Genomic DNA, 18,296 nt, shown 5'->3' with positions numbered 1-18,296 from the left:
GTCGGGCTCAGGTTTCCGGCACGTGGCCAAGATCCAGATGCTGGCTGCAGCGGGCGGCCAGTTCCGGATCGTGGGTGGCGAGGATCAGTCCGCAGCCATGGCGGGCCTGCAATTCGAAAAGCTGCCCGATCACGGCCTCTGCCGTGTGCCGGTCCAGGCTGCCTGTGGGTTCGTCAGCAAGAACCAGGGCCGGCTTCATGGCAAACACCATGGCCAGTGCCGCGCGCTGGCGTTGTCCCCCGGACACCTGATCCGGGTATCGGTCGGCAAGCTCGCCGATCCCCAGGCGCTCGAGCCAGTCCTGACATCCATCCTCGGATTGGCCGGCAAGCCGGGCACGAAAACGGACGTTGTCCAGCAAAGACAGGGCCGGCATCAGGTTGGCTTCCTGAAAGACTACCCCGATCTGTTGTCGGCGAAGCGTCCCCCAGCGACGTTCAGACTTGCTCTCGGCCTCCGTTGACCGGGCATCAAATGTCTCGCCGAGCACCTGAACCACCCCTGAATCCGGTTTCTCCAGACCACAGAAAATGTTCAGCAAGGTACTCTTGCCGGATCCGGATCGACCGGTCAGCGCCAGTGACTGGCCCCGCTCCAGACCCAGGGAGAGCCCCCTGAGCACGGGCACCGGTTCATTACCGCTGCGGAATTGCTTGTTCAGGCCACGGGCCGAAAGCAGAGAGTCCACCATAGTTTCCCTGTCTGACGAGTTGAGGCGACGGCTTTGCCCGGGTCAATCAGAACCAGGTGGTCAATCCGCCGCCCCGATAGGATCAGCATAGGTTCCGTGCCGGCGCGCACGCCACTCGCGGAACTGCTCCAGCCAGGACAGCAACGCCGGTATGACCAACAGGACCAGCAAAGTCGATAGCCCGAGGCCAAAGGCAATTGAGGTGGCCATGGGGATCAGGAACTGGGCCTGCAGGGACGTTTCGAACATCAGCGGCAATAGCCCGCCGATGGTGGTCAGGGAAGTCAACATAACCGCACGAACCCGCTGTACCGCGGCCTCGTTAAGCGCATCGGTGATTCCCAGGCCCTTTTTCCGCTGCTGGTTGTAGAAAGCTACGAGGATGATGGCGTTATTGACCACAATCCCGGAAAGACCAAACAACCCGAAGAGGGAAAGAATGGTCAGTTGCAGCCCCATCAGCCAGTGCCCCAGCAACGCGCCCACCAGGGCGAACGGGATGATGGCCATAACGATCAGCGGCAGGCTCCAGGAGGCAAACACCCACGCAAGCACCACGTACATCAGCGCCAACCCGATAACCAGTCCGGTTTGCATGTCTCCCAGGGTCTCCCTCTGGTCGGCCGCACGGCCCTCGAAGCTGTAACGCACATTGTAGCGACTGGCGATATCCGGCAGTGCGTCTGCTTCAAGGCTGGTCAGAATCTGGTCGGTGGTGCTGACCCGGGTGTTCAGCCCAGAGGTGACTTCAACCGCCAACCGGCCCTCGGCGTGTCGCAGGGCCTGGAAGCCCTGACGGTGGTCCAGGTTCATGACCTGGGTCAGGGGAACAAAGCGACCGTCCGGCACCCGCACGGTGATTCGGGAGAGCGTCGACAAGCGCTCCCGCTGATCCTTGGGCAGTTGCACGCGAACTTCGACTTCATCCCGGCCATCCTGGTAGATCTGGGCGATCCGGCCGTCGAAGGCAGCCCTGAGCTGGCGCCCGAGATCGGAGGTGGTCAATCCGAGTGCCTCGCCATAGGCGCTGACCTGGTAAAGCAGCTGCTCCCTGCCCCACGGCATGTCATCCTCAACGTCCAGCACACCGGGCAGCGTCGAGAGCGCCTGCCCCAGTTCATCCGCGGCACGCTTCAGATTCTCCGCGTTGTCGCCGGTCAAACGCACATTCACATCCCGGCCCGGCGGCCCGGCCTGACGTTCGGAAATCGTCAGATTGTCCAGCCCGGCCGGTGTCTCCAGACGGCTGCGCCACTCCGTGATAAATTCCGGATTACGAACCGAACGGCGATCGGAGGGCACCAGTTCGATCATCATCGAACCCAGTTCATCGCCGCTACGGGAACTGCCCTCGGCACCCTGGGTTGCGCCCCGGGTAGTGACTGCATGCAAAATGAAATCACCACCAAGCGCCTCTTCGGTCTCATTGAGCGTTCGCTGCATCTGGGTCAGGAACTCCTCAACGGTGCCGCGATCCGTTCCGGCCACAAAGCTGGCATTGGCGTAGAAGACCGAAGGCTCCGGTGTTGGGAAAAAGTTGAATCCGAGCCGGCCACCGGCCAGCAGACCGACCGTTACGATTGCCAGGGCCACCGCGCTCGCCACGGTAGCCCCCCGGTGTTCCAGGCTATACCGAGAGAACCGGCGAAACCGGCCTTCCCGGAAACGGTCGAAACGCTGCTCGAACCCCCGCCGGAAGCGCTCCACGGGACCCGGTGCTTTTGGCTCGGGTTCTGCCTCTCCCGCTTTTTTCTTACGTCTGGGCACGAAGGCATGACGCAAGTGCGCCGGCAATACGATGAAACACTCAAGCAGGGACGCGACCAGAACGCAGATCATCACCAGCGGAATATCGCCCAGAATGTTGCCAATGACACCGCCCACCACGAGCAGGGGCATAAAGGCCGCAACCGTCGTGAGAGACGAGGCCAGCACGGGCCACACCATACGTTTGGCAGCCCCTTCCGAGGCGTAGATGGATTCCTCGCCCATGCGGGAGTGGGCGTCGGCATCCTCGCCCACCACAATGGCATCGTCGACGATCACCCCCAACGCCATGATCAGGGCGAACAGGGAGATCATGTTGATGGAACCCCCAATCAGCCAGAGAACCGCCATGGCCGCCAGGAACGCCGTCGGAATACCCACAGCCACCCACATGGCAACCCGACCGGGGAGAAACAGGTAAAGCAGGCATACCACCAGAACCAGGCCACCCAGCCCGTTGTTCACCAGTAGGGAGATACGATCATCCAGAAGCTGCCAGGTCTCATCGTACACCTCCAGCTTTACCGTCGGCGGCAGCACCGGCCGGGTATCGGCCAGCCAGGTTTCCAGTACCTGGGCCGCTGCCAGCGAATTGCCGTTTTCCGATCGCTGCAGCTGGAGTTCAACGGCCGGCTTGCCGTCCTTCTCGAGGGTCACCTGGCTCTCGCGGGCCTCCTGCCGGATAATCGCCACATCGCCCAGATTGAGCTGGATCCGCTCACCACTGAGCACCGGAATGTTCTCGAATTCCTGGGGGCTTCGGCGCTGTTCCACGGCCCGAAGTTCCCGGGTCGCATCCTGCTGCGCCATCATGCCGGCAGGCAGATCCCGGGAGATGGCGGCCACGCGCTCGGCAATCTGCTCCAGTGACAGCCCCAGTGCTTCCAGCCGCTCAACCGGCACATCAATGCTGATCTGCTGCTCCGGCAGGCCGCGGATCGAAACCCGGTCAATGCCACGCTGGAGCAGTTCATCTTCAAAACGGTAGGTCATCTGCCGCAGCTCACTGCGGTCTACATCGCCGTACACCAGCAACCGGGCCACCGGCTCGTAGCGTTCAATGCGGGTTACCTGGGGTTCCTCCGCCTCCGCCGGGAAATTGGTGAATTCATCCACCTGCTGGCGTACGTCGTCCAGGGCCTGGATCGGATTGGTGCCTTCCTCGAATTCGAGGGTTATGGAGGAAACCCCCTGGGCCGAGGTGGAGGTCATTTTTTTCAGGCCATCGACGCTGCGCAGGCGCTGCTCCAGAGGGTTGGTAATGCCCTGCTCCACGTCTTCGGCGGACGCACCACTCCAGACCACCCGGACACTGACCACGTCCAGGGCAAAGGTGGGGAAGAACTGGATGTTCATGCGGGTCAGAGCCAGCACACCACCGAGCAGCATCACCAGCATGACCAGGTTGGCAGCAACCCGGTGATGAACGAAAAAGCCGATGACGCCCTTTTTCCGCCTCATTGAGATGCCACTCCGGAATCTGCCACATCCACCTTGAGGCCGGTGACAGCGTTGGGCAGATGCGTCGTAATCAGTTGCGCGCCAGATACCAGGGCTTCACCGGATACCAGCAGACGGCGCTCACCATTGCTGCCCCGGGCCTCGCCAATACGTTCTATTCGGGCGCGCTGCATCCGGCCGTCTGAAGACATCAGGTAAACGCTGTCGGCGCCATAAAGAGCACTGAACGGAATCGACACGGTATTGCTCCGTGCCGCCCGTTCAAGCGTGACGGGCATTAAACCGCCCGGACGGATCCCACGGGGATCCCCCTGCAGTTCGAGAATGGCTTCGGTTCCGGACGGATCACTGGTTCCGGCAAACCGGGCAAGCTGAAACCGGTGCTGATCTCCGGCACTGGTGGCAATCAGTGTTTCCCCCCGCTGCAGGGCATCCAGAAGTTCGCCCCGGAACATCTCCGGCACCCTGGCCCTGAGTTCCAGACCATCAACGGGGTAGAGCGACAACAGAGGTTCATTACGGCTGACCTGGTCACCTTCGGCCACGCGGATGTCGGTCGCCATGCCGTCAAAAGGCGCCGTCATAAGGGCCCGTTCGGCATCCCGTCGGGTGCTGAGCAGGTTTGCCTCTGCCTGGGCGAGTTTCGCCTGAAGGCTCTGCAGCCGCGCCGGATGCTCTTCGATTGCCCGTTGCCTGGCATTTACCGTCAGCTCTGCTCTGGCCGCGGCGTCCGTGGCCGCTTCCAGTGCCTCGCGGGAAGCCAGGTTGCGATTCACCAACGACCGGGTACGCTCCAGCTTCCGCCGGGCGTTTTCCAGAATGGCCTGTTCGCTGGCCAGCGCCGTCTGATCATTCCGGTACCGGACCTGCTCCGATCGGATCTGGGCTTCAAGGTCTTTGACCTGTGCTTCGGCCTGGGCCAGCGCAGGCTGGATATCGGCATCGTCCAGTGCCACCAGAAGCTCGCCCTCCTTGACCCGCCGCCCCTCGGTCACGGGCCGCGTACCGATTCGACCGGCCAGGGTTGCTGTCACCGTCAGTTGCTCCGGGGCCAGTACTTCGCCATACAGGGGCAGCACCGGGGTATGCGTGCCCGGCTCAATTTCCTGAACCTGGACACGCCAACTGCGCTCGGTGGCACTGACCTCTGCAGGCTCCGGGCGGGTCATTTTGAGAATCATGAAACCGGCGATACCGACGGCGAGAATCAACAGGGGAATCAGTCTTTTGGACATTACTTGCAGGCCAGCTAAGGTAAATAAAGCCCATTGGGCTGTCGGGTTCAGACTACTATACAATCAGGGCTCGTTTTCGGATCGGACAAGCCGAATTCCTGCGTCAATTTTACGCAGTGTTTTTTCAGTCATGGCAACGGAGAGCATCATTGTTGGCAGCAGAACACCATGTCAATCTTCTCAACGCAACGCTCATTAACGGGCTGATCGTTGCCGTTGTGGTGCTGATCCATCACGAAGTGCTCCTGAATTTAAGCAGCCTTCTGTCGAGAATGCGCCAGAGCCACCGTTTCCGACTGATCGCTGCCGTCTTCGGCATTCTTGCCGCTCACACCCTCCAGGTCTGGATCTTTGCCAGTGCCTTCTATTTCATGCACCACGCCGAGGGCTGGGGCCATTTAACCGGCAATTTCAGCGGCAGCATCCTGGACTGCGCCTACTTTTCCTTCACCACCTTCACGACTCTTGGCTACGGCGATATCGAACCTTTCGGTATTCTGCGCTTTCTCACCGGCATAGAGGCGCTGGCCGGACTGGTTCTGATCACCTGGAGCGCCTCTTTCCTGTTCGTGGAAATGCAGCGCTACTGGCCGACTCGTTGAGGACCCCCTGCACCCTAGACTTTAGTCTAAGGTAGACGGCTACATTGCCGGATTTCTGATCTAATGGCCGGAGCTTGCAGCATGTGCAACCACTTTGTACACATCACTCCAGTGCACCGGATGCCCAGACCAGACCCATGGAAAGCTATACGGAATCACAGAAGCACCTTGCCCGTCCGTACCGCAAAGCGGTGTTAAAAACGCTGCTGATACTGACCGCCGTCAGTGGCCTGCTTTTCTTTATGCTCAACATGCAGAGAGGGAACTACCCCCTGGCCTTTGCCGAGATTGGCATGGCGTGCTACTCGGTTTTCATTTTCTGGGCAATCGGAAACACCAAACACCTGGAACGATGGATCCTGGCGTTTATCCTGCCCTTTTGCATCACCATGATGTTCGCGCTCACGTCTCCCCGGGCGACAACAACCGTATTCGCCTGGGTTCTGTTAATTCCCATCCTTTCTCACCTTCTGATGGGGCGGCGGCTGGGTCTTCTGGTATCAGCCGTGTTCATGGTTACGGCGGCAGTGATTTTCTTCTTCAAATTCCACGATGCGCCGGAGCTGATGCAGCCGCTTCCGATTGCCAACATGGGGCTGATGTCCCTGACCATTCTGGCCTTCTCCCATATTTACGAGATCACCCGGGAGCAATCCGAATCGCGCCTGCTGAAAATGGCCCAGACCGATGCGCTGACAGGTCTCGCCAACCGCGCACGCCTGAGCGACGTTTTCGAGCAGGAGCGCAAGCGCAGCCTCCGCAACGGAACCCCGCTGTCCATGCTGGTGCTGGACCTGGACCACTTCAAACAGGTCAATGATCAGCATGGTCACGAGGCGGGCGACCGGGCGCTCAGGCATGTTGCCGGCACACTGCGGGCATCGCTGAGAGCAACCGATCTTGCCACACGACTGGGCGGTGAAGAGTTCGCCATTCTGCTCACCAACACCACCGCAGACCAGGCTCATCGGGTGGCCGAAAAGATCCGGAATGAGATCGAGTCAAACCCCGTGTCCTATCAGGACCAGGCCATCAGGCTCACCATCAGCGGCGGCATTGCCCAGTTTGGTCCGGACGGCGCCGACCTTCGCAGCCTGATCGGCCGTGCCGACGAGTACCTCTATAACGCCAAGGACGCGGGGCGGAACCGGATCATCAGTTCCGACAGCGTCCTGGTGCCATGCCAGGCGTAAACACCCCGCGTCACACCCACTTGCAGCGCGCCAGGGTGTAATACAGCAGGGGCACCACCAGCACGGTCAGTAACGTGGACATGGCCAGACCGAACACCAGGGATATCGCCAGGCCGTTGAAAATCGGATCGTTCAGGATGAAGTAAGCCCCCACCATCGCCGAAATCGCCGTCAGGGCGATGGGCTTGATGCGCACCGCGCCGGCCAGGACCACCGCTTCGTCCAGTTCGACACCCTCCTCAATGAGCTGCCGAATAAACACCACCAACAGGATGGAATTGCGCACGATGATGCCGGCCAGGGCAATCATGCCGATCATGCTGGTGGCGGTAAATTCCCGCCCCAGAAGGGCATGGCCGGGCATGATGCCGATCATCGTCAGGGGAATGGGCGCCATGATCACCAGCGGCAGAATATAGGAGCGGAACTGGGCCACCAGCAACACGAAGATCATGAACACGCCCACGCTGTAGGCGGCGCCCATATCCCGGAAGGTCTCGTAAGTAATCTGCCATTCACCGTCCCATTTCAGGGTGCCTTTTTCCGGCAACGGGGGCTGATCGATGAAATACTGCTCTGGCGCTCCCTCCTGCTGGTTCAGGCGCTCCACCATGGCAAACATGCCGTACAGCGGCGAATCGACCTCTCCTGCCATATCCGCCGTCACGTAGGTCACCGGCAGCAAATCCTTGTGGTAAATCGCGCCCATCCAGTCGGCCTCGCGAACGTCGGCAATACTCGCCAGCGGGACGAGGTTGCCATCACGACTTCGCACGTTCAGGGATAACAATACCGAGGGCTGGGCCTTGTCACCTTCGCTCAGAATCACACGAATTGGAACAGGGTACTTGGCATGGTCATCGTGCAGGAAGCTGACACTGGTACCGCCCAGGGCCGTCTGGAGGGCACCGACCACCTGGGCCTGGGACACGCCAAGCCTTGCCGCGCGGTCCCGATCCACAACCACTTCCCATTGTCGTGTGGGCGCTTCCAGCGTGGTATCGATATCCACCAGGCCATCCACCTCGGTCATGCCCTCGGCCACCTGGCGGGCCAGTTCCGCCCGGCGGGTTTCATCCACCGCGTAGATTTCCGCCACCACGGGTGACAGTACTGGCGGGCCAGGCGGAACCTCAACAATCTTGACGCTGGCACCGTACTGCTTACCGATCTCGGTCAGCGGCCCCCGCAGGGATTGGGCAATGGCGTGGGACTGCCGTTCCCGGTCCTCCTCATGAATCAGATTGACCTGGATATCGCCATGGTAAGGGTCGCCACGCAAGTAGTATTGCCTGACCAGACCGTTGAAATTGATCGGCGACGCGGTGCCGGCGTAGGTCTGCCAGTTGGCCACCTCATCCACCGTTTCCAGGTAGCTGCCCATTTCCATCAACACCCGCTGGGTCTGCTCCATGGGCGTGCGCTCGGGCATATCCACTACCACCTGCAACTCGGACTTGTTGTCGAACGGCAGCATCTTCAGGATCACCGCCTGGAACACCGGCAGCGAGGTTGCAGCGAGAGTCAGACCCACCACACCCAGCGCCAGCACACGACGCCGCCAGGGATGATCCCCCAGGAACGGCCCGAGCACGGTCCGGAAAATCCGCAGGGACACCGGGCTGACGCCATCGGCAGAGCTGGAAGCCTCCTCGGCTTCGGCGGCCTGCTCACCCTTCTTGTGCTTGAGCAACCGGAACGCCAGCCAGGGCGCCACCACAAAGGCAACAATCTGGGACAGCACCATACCGGCCGAGGCGTTGATCGGAATCGGGCTCATGTAGGGGCCCATCAGGCCACTGACAAAGGCCATCGGAATCAGGGCCGCCATGATGGTGAGGCTGGCCATAATGGTGGGGGTGCCCACCTCGTCCACTGCAACGGGAATAATGTCCTTCACCGCCCGCCGGGTGTTCTGGATCCGCCGGTTGATGTTCTCGGTGATCACGATGCCGTCGTCCACCAGAATGCCGATGGAGAAGATCAGCGCAAACAGGGAGACGCGGTTCAGGGTGAAGCCCCAGGCCCAGGAAAACACCAGGGTCAGCAGCAGAGTGATCAGCACCGCAATGCCGACAATCAGCGCCTGGCGCCAGCCCATGGCCGCCAGCACCAGCAACACAACGCAGAGGGTGGCGGAGATCAGATCGGTTATCAGTTTGCGGGCTTTCTGGGAGGCGGTCACACCATAGTCACGGGTCACCAGAACCTCCACAGATTCCGGCAGTGCCCGGTTGCGTAATTGCTCCAGACGCTCTTCAATGGCCGTGGTGATGTTGATGGCGTTCTCGCCCGGCTTCTTGGCAATGGCCAGGGTCACCGCGGGGTAAACCTCACCGGGCCGGCCGGCCTGGCCGTCCTTGTGGGCCGGCCCGAATCCGGTCATCACACTCTGGTCCACCACGGTGCCACCGCGGCTGACATCCGCCACATCTTCCAGGTACACCGCTGCGCCGTTGTGCATACCCACCACCAGGCGCCGGACATCCTCCACGGTTTCCAGAAGCGTTCCGGCCTGGACCGGTATCGACAGGTTATCCCGGGTAATCCGGGCCTCCTGGCTGCTGGTGTTGGCCGCCGCCAGGGCGTTACGGACATCGTCGATGGTGAGATTGAACCCCGCCAGCAACGCCGGATCGAACCGGATATCCACGCGATCCGGAATGCCACCGGTGGTATAGACATCCCGGGTACCGGGAACCCGTTTCAGGGCGACTTCCAGCATGTGCGCCAGACGGGTCAGCTCCTCACCCGTGTGGCCGTTGACCGGATCGTAGAGGGTCAGGGTCATCACCGGCACATCATCGATGCCCTTGGGCTTGATCACCGGCTGGGTCGCGCCCAGATCGGGCGGCAACCAGTCCTGGTTGGAGTACACCTGGTTGTACAGCCGCACCAGGGCTTCCTGCCGTGGAATACCCACCTCGAACTGCACCGTGATCACGGCCTGGCCCTGGCGGGATACCGAATAGACGTGTTCGACGCCTTTGATCTCACTCATCACCTGTTCGGCGGGCGTGGCAATCGCGCTTTCCACCTCCCGGGTGCTGGCGCCGGGAAAGGCCACCATGATATCGGCCATGGTGACGTCAATCTGGGGCTCTTCTTCTTTGGGCGTGACCACCACGGCCAGGATGCCCAGAATAATTGCCAGAATGGCCAGCAGCGGTGTCAGATGGTTGTTCTGGAAAACCCGGGCGATGGCACCGGATGGACCAACGGGCGGCAAATTACGGCTCACGGGTTCGACTCCTCGCCCGTTCTTTCAAGCGGATTCAGGCGCTCGCTGCCCACCAGTACAGACGGGTTTGTGACTACCCGCTCGCCCTCGCTCAGGCCCGCAAGAATCTCCAGCCGGCCATTGTCCCGCACCCCAGTGCGAACCTGCCTCAGCCTGGGCTGATCCTGATCATCGAGCACAAATACCGCCCTGAGTTCACTGCGTTGAATCAGGCTGCTGGCCGGCACCCACAGGGCCTCCCGGGTGGCAACCGGCACGCTGACTTTCACCAGCATGCCGGGAAACAGGGAACCGTTGGGCTCACTCAGGCGCATGCGCAGGCGGAAAGTATGGGTTTGCGGATTCGCATAGGGATAGAAAGTCATTTCACCGGTTTCCAGCACCCGGCCGTCGGCCAGGGTAACCTGGGCCTGACGCTCCGTACGCGCCAGTTCGGCGTATTTCTGGGGCAGATCGACGACAACCCGAAGCTGTTCCAGAGACAAGCCACTGAGCAGCGGCTGGCCGGGATTGACCGCTTCGCCAACCTCAACGTGGCGTTCGGTCAGGATGCCGCCATAGGGCGCCACCACACGGGTATAGGAAAGCTGCTCCTGCGCCTCGGAAACGGCGGCACTGGCGCGCTCTACCCGGGCCCGGGCAGCGGCCAGGTTGTTGCGGGCCTGATCGAACTCCTGCCGGGATACCAGCCCCCGTTCGTGGACTGCCTCAATCCGGTTAAACCGCTGGCGTGCGTCCACCAGTGCTGCCTCGGCCTCTTCCAGCCCGGCTTGTGCCTGGCGCAAACGGGATCGCTGCTCACTGTCCTCCAGCTGGACAATCAGGTCGCCGGCAGCCACGGAATCATCCACATCAAAGGGCAGGCTCTGAACGGTGCCGCTGGTCTGGGCTGAGACGGTGCTCTGCTGAACGGCTTCGATGATGCCATCGAGGTGCACGGTTTCGTGCAGCTCGTTGCGCTCGACGACCGTTGTCGTCGCCGGTCGGGAAGGCGACGCCTGCTGGCCGAGCGCCGTCTGGGCCAGCAGGCCCAGGGTCACGATCAATCCTGCGGCAGCCATTCGCGACATGGGGCACCTCCGGGAAATTCTGGCTATTAGGTAATAACCAGATATTATCAGGGATCGCACCCGGAAAACACGGCAGGAACAGCTAGCCGGCCGATACGCGGGTGCCCGCGGAGCCGTCAAGGATGGCCACGGCGTCCTGCAGCCGGCCAATGCCACTGACTCCGCCGGCCTCGGCAAAATCGCAGGCGGCCTGCAGTTTCGGGCCCATGGAGCCGGCGGGCATTTCCAGCGCCTGCGCCTCGGCCACGGTCAGCTCGGCAAGCGGCGTCGACTGGTCGGTACCAAAATCGCGATGAACAGCATCCACATCCGTTAACAGGAGCAATGCATCCGCTCCCAGTTGCCGGGCAAGCAACGCACTGGCAGCATCCTTGTCGATAACCGCTTCAATGCCGACCATGCTGCCGTCGTCACGACGCAGCACCGGTATTCCACCGCCGCCGGCGCAAACCACAACCACGCCCTGATCGAGCAACAGTTTCAGTACCCGCATGTCCGGTATTTCCAGCGGTTTCGGCGAGGGCACCACCCGGCGCCATTTGTCACCGTCCGGCGCAATGCTCCAGCCCGCACCGGCTGCCCGGCGCTCAGCCTCCTCGCGGTCATAGACGGGTCCGACAAACTTGGTCGGTTTTTCGAAGGCAGGGTCCTTCGGATCCACCAGGACCTGAGTCAACAAGGTCGCGACCGGCCGGTCATGGCCGAGAGCATTTTCCAGTTCCTGCTCGATCATATAGCCGATCATGCCCTCGGTTTCCGCGCCCAGGACATCCAGCGGGTAAGCCTCATCCGGTTTGTAGGAAGCGCCCTGCAGAGCCAGCAGCCCGACCTGTGGCCCATTGCCATGGGTCACCACAAGATCGTGACCGGCCCGAACGACCGCAGCCAGCGATCGGGCTGCAATCTGCACATTTTTACGCTGGACCTCTGCCGTCAGCGGTTCTCCGCGTTTCAGCAGGGCATTACCCCCCAAAGCTGCCACAACCAGCATGTCAGCCTCCCAGGGTCGCCACGAGAACGGCCTTGATGGTGTGCATGCGGTTCTCGGCCTGATCGAAAACAATCGAAGCGGGGCTTTCGAAGACTTCTTCCGTCACCTCCATGGCGTCGATGCCATAGGTCTCCTGAATCTCCTTCCCCACCACGGTTTCGGTGTTGTGAAAGGCCGGCAGACAATGCATGAATCGAACCCGGGGATTGCCGGTTTTTGCCATAAGGGCGGCATTGACCTGGTAAGGCATCAACAGTTTTATGCGTTCCGCCCATTTTTCCTTTGGCTCACCCATCGACACCCAGACATCGGTGTACACGAAATCGACCCCCGCAACGGCGGCGTCAACATCCTCCGTGATGGTGATGCGGGCTCCGGTTTCAGCCGCCAGCGCCTGGGCCTCCTCCTGAACGGCCTGGCCAGGCCAGCAGGCTTTTGGTGCGCAGAGGCGCACGTCCATGCCCATTTTGGCGCCGCCGATCAGCAGGCTGTCGCCCATGTTGTTGGCAGCATCGCCGATGAACACATACGCCACGTCACGCAGCGGCTTTTCCACATGCTCTTGCATGGTCAGGAAGTCCGCCAGTATCTGGGTGGGGTGAAATTCGTTGGTAAGCCCGTTATAGACCGGCACGCCGGCGTACTGCGCCAGTTCCTCGACAACGGATTGTCCAAAGCCCCGATACTCGATGGCATCGTAGACCCGGCCAAGTACCCGCGCCGTGTCCCTCACCGATTCCTTGTGGCCGATGTGAGTGCCGGTTGGCCCGAGGTAAGTGACCCGCGCGCCCTGATCGAAGGCGGCAACTTCAAACCCGACCCGGGTACGCGTGGAGTTTTTCTCGAAGATCAACGCGATGTCCTTACCCTCGAGCTTGGGGACCTCCGTGCCTGCATACTTGGCGGTCTTCAGATCCGCAGACAACTTCAGCAGAAAACCGATTTCCTTCGGTGTGAAATCCCGCAGCGTCAGAAAATGCCGGTTCTTAAGATTGAATGCCATAACGTTTCTCCTTGGCTATCAGACAGCATCCCGGATGGTCGGGCAACTCATACACCGACCGCCGCCCCGACCCCGGCCCAGCTCGGCACCGGGTATTGCCAGAACCTCGATGCCCGCAGCCGCCAGGGCCGCATTGGTATCGTCGTTACGATCGTAGCCGACAACCACACCGGGGCTCAGGGCCAGCACGTTGTTGCCGTCGTTCCACTGCTCCCGCTCACGCTCTTCGGGCGTGTCGCCACCCGTTGCCACGACCTCCAGAGCCGGGTAGCCCAGAATCTCCGCGACCACCTCGAACAGATGCCGGGAATCCTGATTGAAGGCCAGTGTTTTCGCTCCCTCGCCGGGGCGCAGGTCGTAGCAGATCACGGCATCTGCCACTTCCTTGAAGGCGGTGACCACGTTGCCGCCACAGAAGGTAAACACGGTATCCAGATGCATGGCCGAACGGGTTTTGGGCAACTGGCAGGCAATCACCCGATCCACCATGCCGCCATCAAACAGGGCTTTTGACAGCTGGCCGATGGCCTGAGGCGAGGTTCGCTCGCCCATGCCCACCAGCACCGTTCTGTTGCCCAGCGGCATGACATCCCCACCCTCAAGCGTGGCCAGACCGTGATCCGCCAGAGGATCGCCCCAATGCACCTTAACCTTGCCCGCGAATTTCGGGTGGAATCGGTAGATGGCAGCCATCAGCAGGGTTTCCGGCTTGCGGGCAGCCCAGTACATCGGGTTGAGAGTCACCCCACCATACACCCAGGCGCTGTTGTCCCGGGTGAACAGGAAGTTGGGCAGCGGTGGCAATACGAACCCGAAGCGCCCCAGATGGTTGCCGAACAGACCGACCGGATCAAACGGCAGATCCCCCACCTCCAGACCACCGATCAGGAATTCAGCAAGTGCCTTCTCTGGCAGTTCATCCATCCAGGCCCGCAAATCCGACACCATGCCCACGCCTATGTGGTTCCAGTTGATCCGGTGGTCGAGAATCCAGGCACGGCCTTCGGGAATGGCAAGCGTTTCCGCCAGCAACTCGTTGACGTCCAGAACCTCAACGCCCCGACCACGCATCACGCTGGCAAACACGTCATGATCTTTCTGGGCCTGTTTGACCCAAAAGACATCATCAAACAACAGGGCATCGCAGTTGGATGGGGTCAAACGTCGGTGCGCCAGCCCGGGCCGGCAGATGATGACCTGGCGCAATTTCCCGGTTTCAGAGTGCACTCCAAGTGTGTGTTCAGACATGACAAAGCTCCTTTTGTCGCAGGGTTACAGCGGGGGTCACAAAAGTGTGCCGACGCTGATAACCACAGTGATAAACACGGTCAGAATAAGCAGCAAGGGCCAGATAAAGGCCAGCCAGCGATCGTAGGACACGCGCCCGATGGCAAGGCCGCCAACCACCACCGCGAAGGTGGGGTTGATCAGGTTCACCAGACCGTTGGCAGACTGATAGGCAGTTACCACCAGATCCCGCCCGACGTTGGCAAAATCCGCCAGCGGCGCGAGGATCGGCATGGACAGGACGGCCAGGCCAGAGGACGACGGCACGAAGAAACTCATGCCCACCTCGATCCAGAACATCAGGTTGATAAAGGCCAGTTCCGGCAGGCCACCCAGCGAGGTTTCGGCGCTGTGGAGGATGGTATCGGCAATCATGCCCTGCTCCATGATCACCACGATGCCGCGGGCAAGGCCGACCACCAGGGCAACCCCGAGCAGATCCCGGGCGCCATCGACAAAACTGCCGGTCAGTTTCTTTTCGCCCAGTCGTGCAATGATGCCGATCACAATGGCTGCACCAAAGAACAGAGAGCCCATCCGGGCCATCCACCAGCCCTGGGATGACACACCCCAGATCATCACGGCAAAGGTCAGGGCAAAGATAACCAGGGCAATAATCTGGGTGGTTGTCAGGGTGGCGCTGTGAATCTCCTGGTCACCTCCCTGCAGAAACAGTTTCTTGTGCGCTGCCCATTGCTTTGCCACCACCGAGCGCGAGGGGTCGGTTTTTACGCGATGGGCATATCGCATAACGTAGCCGATACAGATCAACAGGCCGCCGATCAGCAGAATAAAACGCAGCACGATGCCGTCGGTGAACGGTATTCCAGCAGCATTGGCTGCAATCACCGTGGCGAACGGGTTGATGGTTGAACCCAACACGCCGATCCCCGCTCCGATCAGGATGATGGCAACGCCTGTAACGGCGTCGTAGCCGGCCGCAAGTATCACGGGAATCAGAATGGCGTAAAAAGCCAGGGTCTCCTCTGCCATGCCGTAGGTGGTGCCACCGATGGCGAAGAGCACCATCAGTATCGGAATCATCCAGATCTCATGGCCTTTCAGATGCCGCATCGCGCTGCGAATGCCGGTATCAATAGCTCCGGTCGCATTCATCACACCGAGGAAACCACCCAGGAACAGTATAAACATGGCGACATCGATGGCATTGGCAACGTAACTGTCGGGGTCGTAGAACCCGGCTGTGGGTGCCATCAGGACATCAACGAACCCCTGGGGATTCGGATCAACGGTCTGGTAGGTGCCCGGAACTGCCACTTCCCGACCAACCTCTTCATTCATGGCGCGCTCGTACTGCCCGGCCGGAATAAGCCAGGTCAGCGCGGCCACCAGAATAATCAGGCCGAAAAGAATGGTGTAGGCGGTGGGGAATCGGGAAGCAAGGTCGGTTTCAGGGTTTTCTGGCAATTTTTCGTCTTCAGTCACGATGCGTCTCCTTTCGTGAATCGCATTGTGCAGACAGGTTCCTTCCGGGAACCTCAAGAAGCCAAACACAGCCTCAGCGGCTGATGGCCACTGGTTCAGATCTGCATCAGGCCAGCATAGTGCAGCCCGCCGCTTCCTGAATTGAGATAGCGCAATTTTTAATCAACCATAAAAAAGCCCCGGGTGGAGGAGTTGTTTCCACTCGGGGCAAGAATGTCACCCGCCGGCTATGAGAAGCGGGTAACCGCCATGCAAGGTCTTACCACCTGGCTGTCAGTGCGGCACGCAGGGTCCTGCCAGGCTCATTAACTCTTACGGCTTCGGGGTTGAATGGATCAGTATTGGCCCTGCTAACATGGGGCGCCCATGTATTGTCGAACAGGTTATCCACTGCCCAGCTGATGCTCAGATAGTCGGCGAGCGGGTGGCTCCCGGACAGGTTCAGCACGCCGTAGCCTGGCGAGGTGCCGGGATCCTGGCCGGATTCCAGGTCCACCCGGTCCTGTCGGCGGGCCAGCACCCACTCCAGTTCAACGCCATGGCCCATGTGCTGCCAGCCAAGGGTCTGAATAAACTGCACCGGCGGAATCTGCGGCAGGGGTTTGTTTTCGTCACGGTTTTCACCTCGTACCGAGGCCAGACTGCTGTTAGTGCTCCAGGTGCCGTTGCTCCACCCAAGCTGAGCCTCAACACCCATCAGCCGCGCATCGATATTGCGGTAGACGCTGACCTGATCCACATTGCGCGTGCGCAGGACGAAGTCATCCACCTGATCCACCCACACGGCCGGGCGCCAGTGCCAGCCGTTGCTCTGGCCAGGCATCGCCACTTCCACCTTGCGATGCGTCTCAGGGTCGAGAGAAGGGTTGCCTACCCAGCGTCTTGCCGGATCCATGTTGTTCCAGCTGGCAATGTAGCGTTCAGTCACGCCCGGGCTGCGGACGCTATGGCTTGCCGTAACCACCAGCGACTGGATGGGGGAAAACCGCCAATCGCTGCTTACAAAGCCACTGAAGTTGTCATCGCTCGCATCGGTGTTGGTAGTGCCGTAGATCGCCTCGTAGGCATCGGCGGCAGACATGGCCATCATGCCACTACCAAACACCTGATCGGCGGCCCCAGCGGACATTTCCACGCGATCGTAGCGCACGCCACCACCCAGTTTTAACGCCGGGGTTACCCGGTAGAAGCGCTCAGCGAAGAGGCCGAAACGGTCTCGATCCACGTCGGGCCAGAGTACCGACGTCAGCGTATCCAGATTCGCGCCGCCAAACCGTTCGGCGTGCCAGTTATTGGTCTCGACATCCGCACCAATGGCCCAGTCTGTTCTGGCATCCGGACTCTGATCCAGGGTCAGACGGAGGCCCCGGGTTTCGGTCTCGGAATCGGTCAGCATTTTCATCATGGACTCACGGAGACTGAAATTATCCATGATGTGATCAACATCGGCCTGCCAGGCCAGCAGGTTCCAGTTGCCGTTGGCCACGGGCGAGCCCAGCTCCAGTCGCATGATGTCGGTATCGGTTTTCGGCGCATCCATGCCGGAGCCGGCGTATTTCACGTCCCGCTCCTCCTGACGGCTTACCAGGCCTTTGATATAGAACCCGTTATCCGCCTTCCACGCGGCATCGAGGCGGGCCTCAGAGTTCTTGTAGGCGCTGCGCACTTCGTTGCCATCGCCGTCCTCGTAATCGTCCGCCTCGTCGTAACCGCCTGCGAGCCGAAGCCAGGCACTGTCACTCCCCACTGCGGCACTGCCATTGACCAGTTTGCCATTGCCGTTGTCCGCGCCGCCCACCGTCAAATGACCTGTGGTGGCGGAATCATCGAAGACAGGCGCTGCTGTGGTGGCAATAATCTGGCCACCGGTGATCGGGCCCCAGCGAAGGGTCTGGTTACTGGTGCGCAGCTCGAGCAAGGGCGCCAGTGCCGAACTCAGGCGACTGGTTGGGGGATCCATGCGATTCGGGCAGGCCCCTTCAACGCGAATACCGTCCAGAAGCACATCCACCCGCTCCTGGCTTTGACCACGAATCACCGGTTCCAGGCCGCGACCTCCCATTCGGGAGAGCGACACTGACGGATCAGAGGACAAACGTTCAACGGGCTCTGAAGCCAACGTACTCGAGGCCTCTTCTATGCTCTGCCCCTCAGTAACATGAATGACCGGCAAGTCGGGAGAACTCTCCTGGGCCAACACTCCGGCGGGCAAGGAAACCAATCCCGCAGCACACAATCCGATGAAACGCGTTCCAATTACCGTCGCCATACAACCTCATCCTGACCAGCTCTGATAGTTGGCGCCAATC

Annotated in this window: 12 protein-coding genes; 2 read left to right on the top strand and 10 right to left on the bottom strand. The window is 60.8% G+C overall.

Features of this window, described 5'->3' with window-relative positions:
- Positions 1 to 7: 7 nt before the first annotated feature.
- Genes AC13E3_RS11670 through AC13E3_RS11660 form a run of 3 tightly spaced genes read right to left on the bottom strand, consistent with a single transcriptional unit; the run spans position 8 to position 5,154 of the window.
- Positions 8 to 691 (bottom strand): ABC transporter ATP-binding protein, encoded by a 684-nt coding sequence (locus AC13E3_RS11670; protein WP_136630682.1) that lies wholly within the window; start codon positions 689 to 691, stop codon positions 8 to 10.
- A gap of 60 nt (positions 692 to 751) precedes the next feature.
- Positions 752 to 3,919: an efflux RND transporter permease subunit gene (locus AC13E3_RS11665; protein ID WP_136630681.1), complete on the bottom strand. Its 3,168-nt coding sequence runs from the start codon at positions 3,917 to 3,919 to the stop codon at positions 752 to 754.
- Positions 3,916 to 5,154 (bottom strand): efflux RND transporter periplasmic adaptor subunit, encoded by a 1,239-nt coding sequence (locus AC13E3_RS11660; protein WP_482902054.1) that lies wholly within the window; start codon positions 5,152 to 5,154, stop codon positions 3,916 to 3,918. Before AC13E3_RS11660 ends, AC13E3_RS11665 begins: the two co-directional genes overlap by 4 nt.
- A 152-nt stretch (positions 5,155 to 5,306) precedes the next feature.
- On the opposite strand from AC13E3_RS11660, the gene AC13E3_RS11655 reads away from it, so the two are divergent.
- Together AC13E3_RS11655 and AC13E3_RS11650 are read left to right on the top strand one after the other, a co-directional pair.
- Positions 5,307 to 5,756, top strand: a complete 450-nt coding sequence (locus tag AC13E3_RS11655) for a potassium channel family protein (RefSeq protein WP_136630730.1) — start codon at positions 5,307 to 5,309, stop codon at positions 5,754 to 5,756.
- Between the two features lie 137 nt (positions 5,757 to 5,893).
- Complete coding sequence (locus tag AC13E3_RS11650; RefSeq protein WP_069182641.1) at positions 5,894 to 6,949, top strand: GGDEF domain-containing protein; 1,056 nt, start codon at positions 5,894 to 5,896, stop codon at positions 6,947 to 6,949.
- A gap of 10 nt (positions 6,950 to 6,959) precedes the next feature.
- Here the strand turns inward: AC13E3_RS11650 and AC13E3_RS11645 are convergent, their stop codons facing one another.
- The 7 genes from AC13E3_RS11645 to AC13E3_RS11615 form a co-directional block, all read right to left on the bottom strand.
- Positions 6,960 to 10,190, bottom strand: coding sequence for an efflux RND transporter permease subunit (locus tag AC13E3_RS11645; protein WP_405417956.1), 3,231 nt, complete (start codon positions 10,188 to 10,190; stop codon positions 6,960 to 6,962).
- A complete protein-coding gene (locus AC13E3_RS11640; RefSeq protein WP_405417954.1) occupies positions 10,187 to 11,260 on the bottom strand; it encodes an efflux RND transporter periplasmic adaptor subunit in 1,074 nt (357 codons plus the stop codon). The genes AC13E3_RS11645 and AC13E3_RS11640 overlap by 4 nt, the downstream gene beginning before the upstream one ends.
- 82 nt (positions 11,261 to 11,342) lie before the next feature.
- Positions 11,343 to 12,251, bottom strand: a complete 909-nt coding sequence (arcC, locus tag AC13E3_RS11635) for a carbamate kinase (protein WP_153637089.1) — start codon at positions 12,249 to 12,251, stop codon at positions 11,343 to 11,345.
- Position 12,252: 1 nt separating this feature from the next.
- Positions 12,253 to 13,254 carry an ornithine carbamoyltransferase gene (locus tag AC13E3_RS11630; protein WP_136630678.1) on the bottom strand — a complete coding sequence of 334 codons (1,002 nt, stop codon included), beginning with the start codon at positions 13,252 to 13,254 and terminating at the stop codon, positions 12,253 to 12,255.
- An 18-nt stretch (positions 13,255 to 13,272) separates the two neighbouring features.
- Positions 13,273 to 14,502, bottom strand: coding sequence for an arginine deiminase (locus tag AC13E3_RS11625; protein WP_136630677.1), 1,230 nt, complete (start codon positions 14,500 to 14,502; stop codon positions 13,273 to 13,275).
- Positions 14,503 to 14,538: 36 nt separating this feature from the next.
- Positions 14,539 to 15,987 (bottom strand): YfcC family protein, encoded by a 1,449-nt coding sequence (locus AC13E3_RS11620; RefSeq protein ID WP_008177132.1) that lies wholly within the window; start codon positions 15,985 to 15,987, stop codon positions 14,539 to 14,541.
- Between the two features lie 259 nt (positions 15,988 to 16,246).
- Positions 16,247 to 18,256, bottom strand: a complete 2,010-nt coding sequence (locus AC13E3_RS11615; RefSeq protein ID WP_405417950.1) for a TonB-dependent receptor domain-containing protein — start codon at positions 18,254 to 18,256, stop codon at positions 16,247 to 16,249.
- Positions 18,257 to 18,296 lie beyond the last annotated feature (40 nt).

Source organism: Marinobacter sp. L-80 (genome assembly GCF_056859395.1).
This window is presented reverse-complemented; position numbering and strand designations above follow the sequence as displayed.

Bases quoted from the DNA above. Each gene is read 5' to 3' on its own strand.
- AC13E3_RS11665 (WP_136630681.1), bottom strand. From the start codon at position 3,919: ATGAGGCGGAAAAAGGGCGTCATCGGCTTTTTCGTTCATCACCGGGTT.
- AC13E3_RS11640 (WP_405417954.1), bottom strand. From the start codon at position 11,260: ATGTCGCGAATGGCTGCCGCAGGATTGATCGTGACCCTGGGCCTGCTG.
- AC13E3_RS11625 (WP_136630677.1), bottom strand. From the start codon at position 14,502: ATGTCTGAACACACACTTGGAGTGCACTCTGAAACCGGGAAATTGCGC.
- AC13E3_RS11615 (WP_405417950.1), bottom strand. From the start codon at position 18,256: ATGGCGACGGTAATTGGAACGCGTTTCATCGGATTGTGTGCTGCGGGA.
- AC13E3_RS11630 (WP_136630678.1), bottom strand. From the start codon at position 13,254: ATGGCATTCAATCTTAAGAACCGGCATTTTCTGACGCTGCGGGATTTC.
- AC13E3_RS11660 (WP_482902054.1), bottom strand. From the start codon at position 5,154: ATGTCCAAAAGACTGATTCCCCTGTTGATTCTCGCCGTCGGTATCGCC.
- arcC (WP_153637089.1), bottom strand. From the start codon at position 12,251: ATGCTGGTTGTGGCAGCTTTGGGGGGTAATGCCCTGCTGAAACGCGGA.
- AC13E3_RS11650 (WP_069182641.1), top strand. From the start codon at position 5,894: ATGGAAAGCTATACGGAATCACAGAAGCACCTTGCCCGTCCGTACCGC.
- AC13E3_RS11670 (WP_136630682.1), bottom strand. From the start codon at position 691: ATGGTGGACTCTCTGCTTTCGGCCCGTGGCCTGAACAAGCAATTCCGC.